13 protein-coding genes are annotated in these 16,239 nt (G+C 71.3%); 11 read left to right on the forward strand and 2 right to left on the reverse strand.

Translation table 11 applies throughout. From position 1 onward, the window contains the following. Positions 1-50 precede the first annotated feature (50 nt). Positions 51-443: a CBS domain-containing protein gene (locus DMB66_RS26910; RefSeq protein ID WP_125806910.1), complete on the reverse strand. Its 393-nt coding sequence runs from the start codon at positions 441-443 to the stop codon at positions 51-53. Between the two features lie 59 nt (positions 444-502). Beyond that, the gene (locus DMB66_RS26915; RefSeq protein WP_125806900.1) at positions 503-2,227 is read right to left on the reverse strand and encodes a proline--tRNA ligase; all 1,725 of its coding nucleotides are present in this window, start codon (positions 2,225-2,227) and stop codon (positions 503-505) included. 128 nt (positions 2,228-2,355) lie between these two features. On the opposite strand from DMB66_RS26915, the gene DMB66_RS26920 reads away from it, so the two are divergent. From DMB66_RS26920 to DMB66_RS26970, 11 genes are all read left to right on the forward strand, one after another. Beyond that, positions 2,356-3,129 (forward strand): SGNH/GDSL hydrolase family protein, encoded by a 774-nt coding sequence (locus DMB66_RS26920; RefSeq protein WP_125806901.1) that lies wholly within the window; start codon positions 2,356-2,358, stop codon positions 3,127-3,129. 5 nt (positions 3,130-3,134) lie between these two features. Beyond that, the gene (locus DMB66_RS26925; RefSeq protein ID WP_125806902.1) at positions 3,135-4,034 is read left to right on the forward strand and encodes a sulfurtransferase; all 900 of its coding nucleotides are present in this window, start codon (positions 3,135-3,137) and stop codon (positions 4,032-4,034) included. Positions 4,035-4,071: 37 nt separating this feature from the next. Then, on the forward strand, positions 4,072-4,608 hold the full coding sequence (locus DMB66_RS26930; protein WP_125806903.1) for a VanZ family protein: 537 nt from the start codon (positions 4,072-4,074) through the stop codon (positions 4,606-4,608). A 36-nt stretch (positions 4,609-4,644) separates the two neighbouring features. Then, positions 4,645-6,405 (forward strand): HSP90 family protein, encoded by a 1,761-nt coding sequence (locus DMB66_RS26935; RefSeq protein ID WP_125806904.1) that lies wholly within the window; start codon positions 4,645-4,647, stop codon positions 6,403-6,405. After that, the gene (locus tag DMB66_RS26940; RefSeq protein ID WP_233624860.1) at positions 6,402-9,263 is read left to right on the forward strand and encodes a tetratricopeptide repeat protein; all 2,862 of its coding nucleotides are present in this window, start codon (positions 6,402-6,404) and stop codon (positions 9,261-9,263) included. The genes DMB66_RS26935 and DMB66_RS26940 overlap by 4 nt, the downstream gene beginning before the upstream one ends. A 52-nt stretch (positions 9,264-9,315) precedes the next feature. Next, a complete protein-coding gene (locus DMB66_RS26945; protein WP_125806905.1) occupies positions 9,316-9,918 on the forward strand; it encodes a TetR/AcrR family transcriptional regulator in 603 nt (200 codons plus the stop codon). A 109-nt stretch (positions 9,919-10,027) separates the two neighbouring features. After that, complete coding sequence (locus tag DMB66_RS26950) at positions 10,028-11,389, forward strand: acetyl/propionyl/methylcrotonyl-CoA carboxylase subunit alpha (RefSeq protein ID WP_125806906.1); 1,362 nt, start codon at positions 10,028-10,030, stop codon at positions 11,387-11,389. 5 nt (positions 11,390-11,394) lie between these two features. Next, positions 11,395-12,273: a hydroxymethylglutaryl-CoA lyase gene (locus DMB66_RS26955; protein ID WP_125806907.1), complete on the forward strand. Its 879-nt coding sequence runs from the start codon at positions 11,395-11,397 to the stop codon at positions 12,271-12,273. A gap of 169 nt (positions 12,274-12,442) precedes the next feature. Beyond that, entirely contained in the window at positions 12,443-13,549 is a 1,107-nt protein-coding gene (locus tag DMB66_RS26960) for a hypothetical protein (RefSeq protein ID WP_125806908.1), read from the forward strand. Between the two features lie 285 nt (positions 13,550-13,834). Next, positions 13,835-15,103, forward strand: a complete 1,269-nt coding sequence (locus DMB66_RS26965; protein ID WP_125806909.1) for a chaplin family protein — start codon at positions 13,835-13,837, stop codon at positions 15,101-15,103. A gap of 251 nt (positions 15,104-15,354) precedes the next feature. Then, the coding region (locus DMB66_RS26970) for an acyl-CoA carboxylase subunit beta (protein WP_305026154.1) at positions 15,355-16,239 on the forward strand (885 nt) is incomplete at its 3' end.

Here is a 16,239-nt window from a genome sequence, read left to right on the forward strand (position 1 = left end):
CGGCCAGTTTCGCAGGCATGTCGCTCACGGTCCGACCTTACGTCCAGGGGTCAGGCCGTCGTCGAGCTCGGCAGGAGGGCCATGTCACTCAGGCTGACGATGCCGACCACCTTGCGGTCGGCGTCGCAGACGAGCAGCCGGCGGACGTCGCGTTCGCGCATCGCCCGGATGGCTTCCTCCACGCCGGCCGACTGCTCGATCATGATCAGCTCTTGGGTGGCGATCGACGACAGCGTCGTCGATCGCGGCGGGAGCCCCTCGGCGATCGCGCGGACCACGATGTCGCGGTCGGTGACCAGCCCGGACATGGTCGGGCCGTTGGTGACCACCACGTCGCCGATGGACTGGTCGCGCATCGCCTGCGCGGCCTCGTCCAGCATCGTGTCGCCCGGCAGGTAGACCACCCGCCTGGTCATGACGTCAGCCACCGAAGCCACCGACATCTTCGTCATGGGTTGTCACCTTCCGTCCTCGTGTCGCCCGTGTCCGGTCACTACCCTGGTTATCCGGTCAATACCCGCACCACGTCGGTGAGGGGCACATCGCGTCGCTCGTCCGTGTGGCGGTCGCGGATCTCGGCATAGCCCTCGGACAGCCGGCGGCCGACCACCACGATCCGCCGGATGCCGATCAGCTCGGCGTCGGTGAACTTCACGCCCGCCGACAGCTGTGACCGGTCGTCCACCAGCACCCGCAGGCCCCCGGCCACCAGCTCCGCCGCCAGGGCGCCGGCGGCGTCGAGCTGACCCTGCTTGCCGGCGGCGATCACGTGCACGTCGGCCGGGGCGACCTCGTCCGGCCAGAGCAGGCCGCGCTCGTCGTGGTGCTGCTCGGCGATCGCGCCCACCGCGCGGGAGAGCCCGATGCCGTAGCTGCCCATGGTCGGGCGCACGGGCTTGCCGTCCGCGCCGAGCACGTCGATGCCGAAGACGTCGGTGTAGCGGCGGCCGAGCTGGAAGATGTGGCCGATCTCGATGCCGCGCCGGATGGTGAGCTCGCCCGCGTCGCAGGCCGGGCAGGCGTCGCCGGCCCGAACCTCGGCGGCCTCGATCGTGCCGTCCGGCGTGAAGTCCCGGCCCGCGACCACCGACGTCGCGTGCCGGCCGGGCTCGTTCGCGCCGGTGAGCCAGGCCGTGCCGGGCGCCACCCGCGGGTCGGCCAGGTAGCGGAGCGCGAGACCCTGCGGCCCGAGGTAGCCCTTGACCAGGTCGGGCCGGGCGGCGAAGTCGTCGAACATGGTGGCGGTCGCCGGGCTCAGGGCGGCGTCCAGCCGCTTGAGGTCGACCTCGCGGTCGCCGGGCACGCCGATGACCAGCAGGCTGTCCTCCCGGCCGGGGTGGTGCACGGTGACGACCACGTTCTTGAGGGTGTCGGCCGCCGTCCAGTCCGTGCGCCCGTCGAGGGCTTGGCTGTTGGCCAGCTCGACCAGTGAGGTGATCGTGGGGGTGCCGGGAGTGTCGTGGACCGTCAGCGGGTGGTGCTCGCGTTCTTTGATCACCGGGACCGGGGTGACCACGGCCTCCGTGTTCGCCGCGTAGTCGCAGGTGGTGCAGCCCACGAAGGTGTCCTCGCCCACGTCGGCGGTGGCCAGGAACTCCTCCGAGGCCGAGCCGCCCATCGCACCCGACATCGCGGACACGATGGTGTGCGTCAGCCCGATGCGTTCGAAGATGCGCTGGTATGCCGTGCGGTGCTGGGCGTACGCCGCGGCCAGGCCGGCGTCGGACAGGTCGAACGAATACGCGTCCTTCATCAGGAACTCGCGCCCGCGCAGCACGCCGGCGCGGGGCCGGGCCTCGTCGCGGAACTTGCTCTGCACCTGGAACAGGATCAGCGGGAAGTCCCGGTAGGAGCTGGTCATCTCCTGCACCAGGAGGGCGAACATCTCCTCGTGGGTGGGCGCGAGCAGGAAGTCGGCGCCGCGGCGGTCCTTGAGGGTGAAGAGGTCGTCGCCATAGTCGGCCCAGCGGCCGGTGACGTCGTAGGGCTCGCGGGGGAGCAGGGCCGGGAAGGACACCTCCTGGCCGCCGATGGCGATCATCTCCTCGCGGGCGATCGCGGTGATCCTGTCCAGGACGAGCTTGCCGAGCGGCAGCCAGGTGTGGCCGCCCGGCGCCGCGCGCCGGACGTAACCGGCGCGCAGCAGCAGCCGGTGGCTCGGCACCTCCGCCTCGGCCGGCTCCTCGCGCAGGGTCTTGAGGAGCATCGTGGACATCCGCAACAGCATGCGAGCCAGCCTAGAAGCCACCACCGACAGGAACCATCCAGTTATCCGGTGTCGCCATCATCACTCTGCCGTCCATGCTCCACCGGTGCAAAACTGACCTTTGAGCGGCAACCCGGGGGAGGTGAGCCATGAGCTGGGACAGCTTCGTGGCGTTGGGGGACAGTTTCACCGAGGGCATGGACGACTCATATCCGGACGGGACCTACCGCGGGTGGGCCGACCTGGTGGCGGCGCGGCTCGCCGTCGACGCGGGCCCCAAGCTCGGGTATGCGAATCTGGCGGTCCGCGGCAAGGTGCTCAGCCAGGTCCTCGCCGAGCAGGTCGGCCCGGCGCTGGCCATGCGGCCGAGCCTGGTGAGCTTCGCCGCCGGCGGCAACGACCTGCTGCGGCGCAAGGTCGACCCGTGGGGGCTGGTGCACAAGATCGATCCGGTGATCGCGCGGATGCGGGCCGCCGGGGCCGACGTGATCCTGTTCCGTTTCGCGGACGTGACCACTGTCCTGCCCGGTCAGCGCATCGTCGGGCCGCGGGCGACCGCGCTCAACGACGGCATCCGGGAGCTGGCCGACCGGCACGGCGCCATCCTCATCGACCTGTTCGCCGACGACGCCTTCCACAACAGGCTGCTGTGGAGCACCGACCGCCTGCACCTCTCCGCGGCCGGGCATCGCCGGGTCGCCGCGCACGTGCTCAGGGCGCTCGGCGTCGGGGTGACGGAGGAATGGTTGCTCGTGCCCCCGATGCCGGCGCCGACCCCCTGGCTGCTGGCCCGCGGCGCCGATCTGCGCTGGGCCGGGCAGCATCTCGCACCCTGGATCAAGCGCCGCCTCGCCGGCGACTCCTCCGGCGACCTCGTCACGGCTAAGCGTCCCGAGCTGGGCCCCATCGAAGCGATAGCGTGAGTGTCATGTCAGTTGAGACCGATCCGGCGCCGGCACTGCAGGCGTATGCCCACCCCGACAAGCTGGTCACCACCGAGTGGCTCGCCGCGCGCCTCGACACTCCCGGCCTCGTGGTCGTGGAGTCGGACGAGGACGTGCTGCTCTACGAGAGCGGTCACATCCCCGGTGCCGTGAAGGTCGACTGGCACCTCGAGCTGAACGACCAGCTCACCCGGGATTATCTCGACCCGGCGGCGTTCGCAGCCATGTGCGAGGCCAAGGGCATCGGCCGCGACGACACGATCGTCTTCTACGGCGACAACTTCAACTGGTGGGCGGCGTACGCACTCTGGGTGTTCAGTCTTTTCGGGCATCGCGACGTGCGCCTGCTCGACGGCGGCCGGCAGAAGTGGGTGGCGGAGGGCCGCGGGCTGACCCGTGACCGCACCGAACGCCCGGCCGCCGCCTACCCGGTGCCGATCCGCGAGGACGGCCCGCTGCGCGCCTTCCGCGATCAGGTCATGGCGCACATCTCGAGCGGCCGGCCGCTGGTCGACGTGCGCTCCCCGCAGGAATACACCGGCGAGCTGACCCACATGGCGGCCTATCCGCAGGAGGGCGCGCTGCGCGGCGGGCACATCCCCGGCGCGCTCAGCAAGCCGTGGAAGTCGGCGGCGAACGAGGACGGCACCTTCAAGCCGGCCGACGAGCTCACCAAGATCTACCGCGACGAGCTGGGGCTGGCGACCGGCGACGACGTGATCGCATACTGCCGGATCGGCGAGCGGTCGAGCCACACCTGGTTCGTGTTGCACCACCTGCTCGGATATCCGCAGGTCCGCAACTACGACGGCTCCTGGACCGAGTGGGGCAACCTGGTGCGCGCACCCATCGTCAAGGGTTCCGAGCCCGGCGGACTGTCCTGAGCAGGGCGGTTGTCCCGCGGGCCTAGATTCGGCGGGCATGGGAGCAGCCTGGCGGGACCACAGCACCACGATCATCGTCACGCTGCTGGTCCTGCCCATCGCCGGCGTCGTCGCATACCGCTGGCGGCGCCGGAGCCGGTCCCGGCGCCTGGCCCTCGCCGAGGTCGGTCTGGTCTGCTGGACGTTGCCGTTCATCGGCATGCTCTTCACGCCGCAGGCCACGCCGCGGTCGGTCGACCTCGTGCCGCTGCACGATCTGCCGTCCTGGGTCTCCGGCAGCCCCGATACGGCGATCGCGCAGGTCGTCGGCAACCTGATGGTGCTGGCCGGGGTCGGCTTGTTCCTGCCGATCCGCTACCGCTGGGCCGCCTCGTTGCCGCGCGTTCTCGTGCTCGCGGCGGCGAGTGCGGTGCTGGTCGAGACCCTGCAGTGGGTGCTCGCGATCGGCCGGGTCTCCAGCGTGGATGACGTGCTCATCAACACGGCCGGCGCGGTGCTCGCGGCCGCCTGCTCACGCCGGTGGTGGGTCACGGAAAAGGCGGACCCCGAACGGCAGATCCTGCCGGTACCCTGAGCGCCTCAGCGCCGAGGGGGAGGGCGACCAACAGACGTGAGCAACACCTTCCAGGTCGACCTGCGCGGCATCGTCGACCTGCTCAGCCATCACCTCTATGCCAGCCCGCGGGTCTACGTGCGGGAGCTGCTGCAGAATGCCGTCGACGCCATCACCGCGGTGCGGCACGACACACCCGGCAGCACCGGACTGATCAGCATCGAGTCCGCCACCGCCACCGGCGACGGCAGCCTGCGCATTGCCGACGACGGCATCGGGCTCACCGAGGCGGAGGTGCACGAGCTGCTCGCCACCATCGGCCGCAGCTCCAAGCGCGACGAGCTGGGCTTCGCCCGGCACGAGTTCCTCGGCCAGTTCGGCATCGGCCTGCTCTCCTGCTTCCTCGTCGCCGACGAGATCCGCGTGCACACCCGCCGGGCCGACGCCGCGCCGGTGCTGTGGACGGGCTACGCCGACGGCCGCTACGAGGTGGGGCCCGGGCCGGAGCGCGAGCCCGGCACGTCGGTGACCCTGATCCCGCGCCGCGGCTCGGAGATGTTCCTGGCCGGCCCGGCGGTCGTCCAGCTCGCCACCCTCTACGGTTCGCTGCTCCCGGTCGAGGTCGTGGTGGACGGCGCCACCGTCACCGTCGGCGAGGTGCCGTGGGCCGCCGGGCGCCGGGCCGCGATCACCTACGCGGAGCGCACTCTCGGCTTCACCCCGTTCGACGTGATCGAGCTGGACGTGCCCGAGGCCGGACTGACCGGGGCCGCGTTCGTGCTGCCCACCCCGGTCAATCCCGCCACCCGCGGCGGTCACCGGGTCTATCTCAAGCGCATGCTGCTGGCCGAGGCCGTCGAGGGACTGCTGCCCGAGTGGGCCTTCTTCGCCCGCTGCGTGGTCGACAGCACCGAGCTGCGGCCGACCGCGAGCCGCGAGGCGCTCTACGACGACAGCCTGCTGGTCGCCACCCGCGAGGCCATCGCCGACCAGCTGCGCGGTTGGCTGGTCCGGCTGGCGTCGACCGACCCGCGCCGACTGGCCGAGTTCCTGCGCATCCACCACCTCGGGGTCAAGGCGCTGGCGCTGCACGACGACGAGATGCTGCGCCTGGTCGAGCAGTGGTGGCCGATGGAGACCAACACCGGTCAGATGACCCTCGCCGAGTTCCGCACCCGGCACGGCCTGGTCCGATATGCCGCCACGACCGACGAGTTCCGGCAGCTGGCGGCCGTCGCCGCGGCCCAGGACGTCGGGCTGATCAACGGCGGCTACACCTACGACGCCGAGATCATCGAGCGGCTGCCGCAGCTCGACCGCGACATCAAGGTCGAGCGGCTGGAGCCGACCGACCTGGCCACCCGCTTCGACACCCTGGACGCGGCCACCGAGTTGCGGCTGCGCCCGTTCCTGTCGGCGGCGCAGCGCCGGCTCGACCGGCTCGGCTGCGAAGTCGTCGTGCGCACCTTCGAGCCGGCCAATCTTCCCGCGCTGTATCTGGTCAGCCGGGCGGCGCACTTCCACGAGGAGTTCACCGCCACCCGGGAAAAGGCCGACGAGCTGTGGGGCGGCGTGCTCGACGCGCTGGCCGACAGCGACCCGCCGGACCGCCCGCAGCTGGTCCTCAACCACCGCAATCCGCTGGTCCGCCGGGTCACCGCGATCGGCGACCCCGACCTGACGGCGCTGGCCGTCGAGGCCCTGTACGGCCAGGCGCTCCTGCTCGGCTATCACCCGATCCGGCCCGCGGACGCGGCCCTGCTCAACACGTCGTTCCTCGGCCTGCTGGGCCGAGCCGTTCCGGGGGAGCAGCAGTGAGCCGGTCCGTCGAGGAGCTGTGGGGGCTGCTCCAGGAAGCGCACCGGATGCCCTACGGCGCCGCGCAGATCGCCGTCATCGAGCAGGTCATCCGGCACGCCGACGCGCTCGGCGACCGTGAGCTGGGCTATCAGGCGCGCATCCTGGCCACGACGGCATACACGTACGGTGGCGAGGTCGCGAAGTCCTTCGTGACGTTCTCCTGGTGCCTGAGCGACTTCGACCGCGACCCGGCGCCGTTCCACGCCCGCACCGAGCAGGACCTGCTCTGGCACTTCAAATACATGGTGTCGGCCCTGACCAAGTTTCCCGAGGTGCCGCTCGCCCGCACCCACGCGGTCCTGGACGACATGGAGCGCCGCTACCTCCAGGCGGGCCACAGCCTGCAGGCCGTGCACAAGCACCGGTACGTGGTGGCCCGGCACGTCGGCCTGGACGACGAGGCCGACCGGCTCTACGAGCGGTGGAACACGACGCCCCGCGACTCCCTCTCCGACTGCGCGGGCTGTGACCCGTCGGCGCAGGTCACCTACCTGTCCAGCCGCGGCCGCGACGACGAGGCGGTGGCGCTGGCCGAGCCGGTGCTGGCCGGCCGGCTGAGCTGCACCGAGCAGCCGCAGACGATCCTGAGCGGCCTGATGGTGCCGTACCTGCGCACCGGCCGGCTCGAAGAGGCGGCGGACGCGCACCGCCGGTCCTACAGGTTGATGCGGGGCAACCTCGCCGACCTCTGGGAGATCGGCGACCACATCGCGTTCTGCGCGCGCACCGGCAACGAGCACCGTGGGCTGGAGATCCTGCAGCGGCACATCGACTGGCTGGAACGGGCGCCGTCGCCGGCCGCGGGGATGAACTTCGCCGCCTCCTCCGCCCTGCTGCTGCGCAGGCTGGTCACCCTGGGCCACGGCACGACGATCGTGCGCCGCCGCGACAAGGACGACGTCACAGCCGAAGACCTGGCGGAGCAGCTGGCGGCGTTCGCCACCGCGCTGTCCCTGCGCTTCGACGCGCGCAATGGCACGACGGCGCAGAGCCGGCAGATCGCGTCCGAGCTCGCCGCGGAGCCGTACGACGTGGTCCTGCCGCTGTCGGCCTCGAGCCGGCGGCGTCCGGTCGCGCAGCCCCAGCCGGCGCCGAAGCCCGCCGAACCGGCCGAGATTCCGGCCGACGCGGACGCGGACGCCCTGCTCGACCTGGCCGAGGAGCACGAGTTCCAGGACCGGGACGACGACGCCGACGCGGTGCTGGTCGTGTACGACGCCCGGTTCGGCAAGGGCGAGGAGGTGCTGGCGTCCGCCGACGGCGACCCCGTGATGATGCAGCGCGCGGCCCGCCGGGCGATGCTGCTCGGCAGCCAGCTGTGGCGGGCCGACGACCAGGACGGCACCGCGGTGGTGTGGCGCCGGGCGATCGACCTGTTCACCGCCGCGGGCTCCCCGGGCGACGCCTCGGTGGCCCGGGGGCGGCTCGGCGTCTCGGTGGCGCTGGCCGGGAAGCCCGACGAGGGCCGCGCGCTGATCGAGCCGGACGCCACCTACCAGCAGGAGCACGGTGACGCCCGGCGGCGGGCCGCCGCCTGGTCGCGCCTGGCGCTCATCAACCTCGTGCAGGACCGTCCCGAGGAGGCCAACGAGGCGCACGACCGGTCGGAGCAGGCGGCCGCCGAGACCGACGATCCCCGGCTGCGGGCCTTCTACCTGGCCCGGCGCGCCTCGAACCGGGCCGCGGCGGGCCGGCACGAGGAGGCGCTGGCCGCGGCGGCCGAGGCCCGCGCCTACTTCCAGGAGCACGGGCCGGCCCTGCGGCTGGCCGATGCCTCCGCCCTGTTCGGCCAGCTCACCTCCGATCCGGCGGCGGCGGCCGAGGCGTTCGGCGAGGTCCTCGCGGCGGGCGAGCCGGCCGCCGCGCTCACCGCCCGGCTCGGCCGGGGCCGGGCCCTGGTCCACCTCGACCGGGCCGCGGAGGCCATCGACGACCTCGTCGAGGCCGTGGCGCTCTGCGCCGAGCAGGATCTGGACGAGGGTGGCGCCTTCATCCGGCAGGAGCTCGCGGACGCATACCGGCAGGCCGGGCGGATCGTGGAGGCGGCCGAGGTCGCCGAGGAGGCCCTGGCCGGGCTCGAACGCCTCGGCCATGACGAGGCCGCCGACAACACCCGGTTCCTGCTCGCCGGGCTCTACCGCCAGCTCGGCGACAACACCGGCTCGCTGGCCCTCTACGAGGACCTGGTCGAGCGGCTGGCGGACAACCCGGCCGGCCGGGGTCAGATCCGCGAGAACGCCGGCGACCTGCTGTTCCGGCTGGACCGCGACGCCGAGGCGGCGGAGTGGTTCGCCGCCGGCGCCGAGGATCTGCGGGAGTCCGGCGACCAGCTGGGCGAGCTGCGGTTGCTGCGCCGCCGGCTGATGGCGCTGCACTGGGCCGACGACGTGGCGGGTGCCGAGGAGACCTTCCGGCTGGCCGTGCGCAAGCAGATCGGCCTGCCCGCCGACGTGGCCGGGGATCCGGGCGCGGTGTGGGAGCAGGCGATGCTCGGCTTCGAGATGGGCCGGTTGCTGCTGGGCCGGGGTCGCCCCGCCGAGGCTGTGCCGTACGTCACCGGTGCGCCCGAGCGGCTGCGCGAGATCGGCTCCGGTGAGGAGGCAGACCAGGTCGCGACGCTGCTCGGCGAGGCGCTGCTGCGCTCGGGGCAGCCGCAGCAGGCCGAGGATCTGCTCTGGCCGGTGCTCGGCGAGATGGCTCAGGACGCTCCGCAGCGGCAGATCACGGCCCGCGTGCTGGCCGAGGCGCTGGAGGCCGGTGGCAGCATCGAGCAGGCCGCGCGGCTGCGCCGTACCGAAGGTGTCGAGGAGGAGTAATTAGCTGAACGGCCGTTAAGGCAGCGGCTTGACAGCGGGTTAGAGTTGCCGGGTGACGGTAGATCAGCAGCAGCGTACCGGCCCGCCGGCCCCCCGCCGGCGCTCGCGCCGGGACGAGATCCTCGAGATCGCGGTCGGCCTCTTCGCCGCGCGGGGATATCACGGTGTCTCGATGGACGACATCGGTTCGGCCGCCGGCGTGACCGGTCCGGCCCTTTACCACCACTTCGCCGGCAAGGAAGCCATGCTGGTGGCCGCCCTCATCCCGGTCAGCGAGGGCCTGTTACACGGCGGCAAGGAGCGCGTCGCCCGGCATCCGGCGGACGCGCTGGCCGCGCTCACCGACCTGATCGAGTTCCACGTGGAGTTCGCGCTGGCGAACCCCGCCGTCATCGCCCTGCACCTGCACGAGCTCGACCGGCTGCCCGACGAGCCGCGCCGGCAGATCCGCCGGCTGCAGCGCCTCTACGTCGAGGAGTGGGTGATCGTGCTGGCCACGCTGCGCCCCGAGCTGGAGCCGGGCGAGGCCCGGGTGCTGGCCCACTCCGCCTTCGGCCTGATGAACTCGACACCGTTCCTCGGTGGCGAGGTCGACCGCCGTCGCCGGGCCGTGCTGCTGCGCGAGGCCACCGCACACGCACTCATCGGCCGCTGAGCCCGAGCCGCCGACCGGAAGCACGAGAGAAGCCGCTGAGCCGCCCAGCCGGGAAGCACGAGAGAAGCCGTTGAGCCGGCCGGCCGGGAAGCACGAGAGAAAGGGCGCAATGATCGAGTCGCTGCTCATCGCCAACCGGGGCGAGATCGCCCGCCGGATCATCCGCACCGCCAAGCGGCTGGGCATCCGGTCGATCGCGGTCTACTCCGAGGCGGACGCGGACCTGCCGTTCGTCACCGAGGCGGACGAGGCGGTCTGCGTGGGACCGGCCAACCCGGCACAGAGCTATCGCAACACCGAGGCGATCCTGGAGGCCGCCAAGTCGACGGGTGCGCAGGCCGTTCACCCCGGTTACGGCTTCCTGAGCGAGAACGCCGAGTTCGCCCGTACGGTCGAGGCCAACGGCCTGGTGTGGGTCGGCCCGCCGGCCGACGCGATCACCGCGATGGGCGACAAGATCAATGCTCGCAACCTGATGGCCGCGGCCGGCGTCCCCGTCGCGCCCGGCACGCATGACCCGGCCGCGACCGTGCAGGCCGCGATCGAGGCCGCGGCGAGCATCGGCTATCCGGTGATGGTCAAGGCCGCCGCGGGCGGCGGCGGCATGGGCATGGCGGTCGCCGAGGAGCCCGACGGCCTGCGCCTGGAATACGACAAGGTCCGTGCGTTCGCCGAGCGGATGTTCGGTGACGGCTCCGTGCTGATCGAGCGCTACTTCCCCCGGGTGCGCCACGTCGAGGTGCAGATCCTCGGCCTGGCCGACGGCCGGGTGGTGGCCCTGAGCGAGCGCGAGTGCTCGGTGCAGCGCCGCAACCAGAAGCTGGTCGAGGAGGCGCCCTCCCCGGCGGTGTCGCCGGAGCTGCGGAAACGCTTCCTGGCGGCCGCGGTGCAGGCGGGCGAGGCGGTCGGCTACCGCAACGCGGGCACGGTCGAGTGCCTGCTCGACCCGGCCACCGGTGACTTCTTCTTCCTGGAGATGAACACCCGGCTGCAGGTCGAGCATCCGATCACTGAGCTGATCCACGGCATCGACCTGGTCGAGGAGCAGCTGCGGATCGCGTCCGGCGAGGCGCCGACCTTCGACCCGGCGACGATCCAGGCCACCACGGGCCACGCGATCGAGCTGCGGATCAACGCCGAGGACCCGAAGCGGTTCATGCCGGGTCCGGGCAAGGTCACGACCTGGGTGGAGCCGTCCGGCGACGGGGTGCGCGTCGACTCCGGCTACGGCCCGGACATGACGGTCACGCCGTTCTACGACTCGCTGATGGCGAAGCTGATCGTCCTCGGCGCCGACCGCGCGGAGGCGCTCGCCAAGGCGCGGGCCGCGGTGGCCGGCTTCGAGATCGCCGGCCCCAAGAACAACCTGCCGTTCTTCGCCGAGTTGCTGGAGAACGACGAGTTCCTCTCCGGCGACTACGACACCGGCATCGTCGGCAGGATGCGCCCGGCCAAGGTCAAGAAGGGGTAGCCGAGATGGACACGGTCTCGATCCGCGAAGTAGCGCCACGCGACGGCCTGCAGAACGAGGAGCCGATCCCGACCGACCACAAGGTCCGGTTGATCGACGCCCTGTCCGGCACCGGGGTGCGCCGGATCGAGGCGGTGTCCTTCGTGCATCCGAAGGCGATCCCGCAGATGGCCGACGCCGACGAGGTGTGGGCCCGGGCCTGGCACAACCCCGAGGTCCGCTACTCGGCGCTGATCCCGAACACCCGCGGTGCGCAGCGTGCGCTCGCCGCCGGCTTCCGGGAGATCGAAGTGGTGGTGTCGGCCAGCGACACCCACAACCGGCGCAACCTCAACCGGTCGACCGAGGAGTCGCTCGACGACATCACCGGCCTGATCCCGCTGATCCACGCCGCCGGCGCGAAGGTCGAGGTCATCGTCGCGACCAGCTTCGGTTGCCCGTTCGAAGGCGACATCGACCCCAAGCGGGTGGCGTCCATCGTGGAGCGGGTCCGCGCCGACGGCGCGGACCGCATCGCGTTCGGCGACACCACCGGCATGGCGACCCCGCGCCGGGTCCGCGACCTGCTCTCCGAGGCGCGCCCGGAGCTGCTGCACTTCCACAACACCAGGGGTACGGGGCTGGCGAACGTGCTGACCGCCCTGGAGCTGGGCGTCACCGAGTTCGACGCGAGCGTGGGCGGCATCGGTGGCTGCCCGTACGCGCCGGGCGCCTCGGGCAACATCGCGACCGAGGAAGTCGTCCACATGCTCGAGGACATGGGCATCAGTACCGGAATCGACCTGGAAAAGCTCATCACGGTGGCACAGCTCGCCGAAGGGCTACTCGGGCGCACGCTCCCGTCGGGTGTTCTTCGGGCCGGGCCCCGTACCAGATTGGTTTGAACCGCTTTCTCTTTCCGTCCTTTCGGCGCGGTGCGACGCGATCAATTTTCCGGAATGCCCGCGTGACCCAGGCTGTGTCGCTTCGTTACCAATACCGAGTGGCCGATATCGCCTTGTTCCCTTGGGCAGTCGGTCGCCGGTCACGAGCCGACGACGAGGGGGCAGGACGATGACGGGACAGGTGGTCGAGCGCGATGCGCACACGATGCGCCGCTCCGCGTCGGTCCGGCCCATCGGTGCCTCCCCGCTCATGCCGCCCCACAGCCAGGGGGCGGAGCAGCGCAAGGAGCACCGCAAGGAGCACCGCGCGGGGCGCACCGGATCCCGGTGGGGCCTGCGTGCACTGGTCATCGGCGGTCTGGCCGGAGCGGCCTGGCTGCTCACCGGCGCCGCCGCGCACGCCGCGGACCGTGACCCGGCGGGTGAGGGAGTCTCCCTCGGCTCGTCGCTGATCGGCTCTGTGGTGTACGGCGACGACCACAGAGCCCCGGTGGTGGGCCGGGTCCTCAAGGCGGCCGTCAGGCCGCTGGCACCCCAGCACCACCGAGGTCACGGGTCCGCGGTGGCGCTACCGAACAAGATCGTGGGAGCGCTGGGCAAGGCCACACACGGCAGGAACGACGCGGATTCCGCCCTGGGCGGGGTCGACGGCGTCGTCCGGGTGTTGACCGCCCCACTTCGCCCTGCGGGCGTTGCGGTGGACACCCGGAAGCTCGTCCCGGTCACCGAGCCGCGGGAGTTCGAACCGCCGCGGGCGGGGACCGCTCCGGAGACGCCGGTGCGGCTCTCCGCGACGCGGGTGACCGGCTCCGGGACCTCGGAGACCGACGCACCCTCCGCGACCGCCGACCGGTCCGACATGGACCTGGCCGGTGCCGGCGAAACCCTTGCCGACCAGGTCGGCAGTGCGGTGGACGGTGACGAGCGGGTGCCGGCGGTCGAGCGTGAGCCCGACCGGCGGAACCTGGTGGGAAAGACCGTCGACCGGCAGCACACGATTGCTGTCGACCGGCATCCGGCCGCCGTCACGGCGGCAGGGTCGGAGGCGGTCAGCGATACACCCGGCGGTGATGGACCCGCGCCGCTGCGGGTGCACCTCGGGGCAGCGAGCGGCGTTCCGGTCTCCGGGCCGTCAACTGCGGCGGAGGGCGGCTCCGCGGCCTTCCTGCCGGCCTCGATCGCGGACAGCACGGTGGCCTGCCACCGGCTGCCGATCACGACCGACGCCGAGGTTCGGCGCCATGACGCCGAGGCACCGACCGTCTCACCTGACTAGTACCGGCACCGGCCGGCGTACCCCTGGTTCCCACTCACCAGTGGGTCGGGTGCGCCTACACCACGGGCATGATTCCCCACCCGCCTGCGAACAGGCGGCGAATCACCTCTGCGGCCCACGGTCGTTACGTCACCGCATTTACCGCGTCACCTGTAATGGGCGCACGTCGACAAGCGGGGTCAGGGCAGTCCGAATAACGCTCGCGCACCGCTGCGCCCGAGATCACCGATCAATTGAATACGCGTCTCACCATTTTCTGACAATTCTGAAAGGCATCTTCTTTCCATGAAGACTTGGGTTCGTAAGACTCTCAGCGTCGGTGTTCTGGCGGCCGGCGCCCTGCTGTTCGCCCCGGGCGCCGCCCAGGCCGACGTCTCCCAGAACACCTCGGACAACGTCGGCATCCTCAACGGCACCCAGGTGTTCGCCCCGATCGCCGTGCCGCTGAACGTGGTCGGCAACTCGATCGGCGTGGCCGGCGAGGCCAACTCCGCCGGATCCGGCATCAACTTCGTCGAGAGCGGCAAGGACCGCAAGCGCGGCGGCAAGGGCGGCAGGGTCTCGCAGAACTCGTCCGACAACTTCGGCATCGCCAACGGGACCCAGGCCTACCTGCCGATCTCCGTGCCGGTGAACGTGGTCGGCAACGCCGCTGCCGTGCTCGGGCTGGCGAACGCCTCCGGCGTCGGCGTCAACCACGTCGAGAGTGCCAAGACCGAGGGCAAGCGCGTCGACCAGGACTCGTCGGACAACTACGGGATCCTCAACGGCACCCAGGTCTACGCGCCGATCGACGTTCCGATCAACCTGTGCGGCAACGCGCTCAGCATCCTGGGCCTGGCGCAGTCGCACGCCGCCTGCGTCAACAACACCGGCGGGCACCGCCGCGAGTCCACCTCGCAGGACACCTCGGGCAACTACGGGATCGCCAACGGCACCCAGGTCTACGCCCCGGTCTCGGCGCCGCTGAACGTGGCCGGCAACTCGATCGGTGTCGCCGGCGAGGCCAACTCGGCCGCCGTCGCCCGCAACGAGTCGGGTCACGACGACGACTTCTCGCAGAACTCGTCGCGCAACGTCGGCATCCTGAACGGCACGCAGCTCGCGGCGCCGATCAACATCCCGATCAACGTCTGCGGCAACTCGCTCGCGGTCCTCGGCCTGGCGAACTCGGCGGCGGCATGCGCCAACGACATCGACGGTGACGGCGGCCGCGGCCACGGCCACAAGGGCCACGGCAACGGCGGTCACAACGGCAACGGTGGCCACAACGGCAATGGCGGCCACAACGGCAACGGTGGCGACAACGGCGACAACGACGACGACTACGCCGGCGACAACGGCGACCAGGACGACGACGGCTACAACAACGACGATGACGACGTGGCCGGCGACAACGGCGACAAGGACGACAACTACGGCAAGCCGGCTCGCAAGAAGCACGCCAAGTCGAGCACCGAGGCGGGCGGCGTCGACGGCCTCACCCAGAACCTGAGCAACGCGGGTGGCCTGAACGTCGGTGGCCTCAACGTCCTGGACACGCTGGGCAAGTGAGCTAGCAGGGAAAGCCAGGGCAAGTTCGTCAGATGAGGCCCGGGTCACGCCGGTCCCGGGCGTGACCCGAGCGACGCCCCCGGGCGTCGGGCAGTAAACCGGCGCTCCTCCACAGCGCCGGTCGTACGAGACGAACGGGAGTCCCCGCAACCGGCGGGGGCTCCCGTTCGCCGTCTCTGGTCTCAGCCAGTGGAATGCGTTACCCTAACGATCGTTCAGGGAAGAACGAGGGGGACCGGGTGGCATCCGAGGTGGCATTCAACGAAGATGCGCTGGAGCAGGCGCGCAAGCGGGCGGTGGCCGGCGGCGCCGAGCGCTATCACGCCGCCAACGCCGCGAAGGGCAAGCTCTTCGCCCGCGAGCGGATCGCCCTGCTCGTCGACGAGGGCTCGTTCGTCGAGGACGGGCTCTTCGCCAACAGCCTGGCGGATGGACTGCCGGCCGACGGGGTAATCACCGGAAACGCCCGGATCGACGGGCGCGAGGTGTGCGTGATGGCCAACGACTCGACCGTGAAGGCCGGCTCGTGGGGTGCGCGTACCGTCGAAAAGATCATCCGGATCATCGAGCGGGCGTATGCGAACGCCGTACCCATGATCTATCTGGTGGATTCCGCGGGCGCGCGGATCACCGACCAGGTCGACCTGTTCCCCGGCCCGCGCGGGGCCGGCAAGATCTTCCACACCCAGGTCCGCGCGTCCGGCTCGATCCCGCAGGTCTGCGCGCTGTTCGGGCCGTCCGCCGCGGGCGGAGCCTACATACCCGCCTTCTGCGACGTGGTCGCCATGGTCGAGGGCAACGCGAGCATGTATCTGGGCTCCGACCGGATGGTCGAGATGGTCACCGGCGAGAAGACGACGCTGGAGGCGATGGGCGGCGCGCGGGTGCACTGCGCCGAGTCCGGCGTCGGTCATTTCCTCTGCAAGACCGAGCAGGACGCGCTCGACGTGGTCCGCTCGTACCTGTCGTTCCTGCCGTCGAACTGGACGCAGCAGCCGCCGGCGGCCGAGGCGCAGGATCGCGCCACTGTGGATCTCGCCGCGCTGGTCCCGGTCAGCGAGCGCCAGGCCTTCGACATGCGCCGTTACGTCAAGGGCATCGTCGACCAGGGCTCCTTCTTCGAGATCCCACGCGCT

The sequence above is a fragment of the Actinoplanes sp. ATCC 53533 genome (assembly GCF_003947245.1).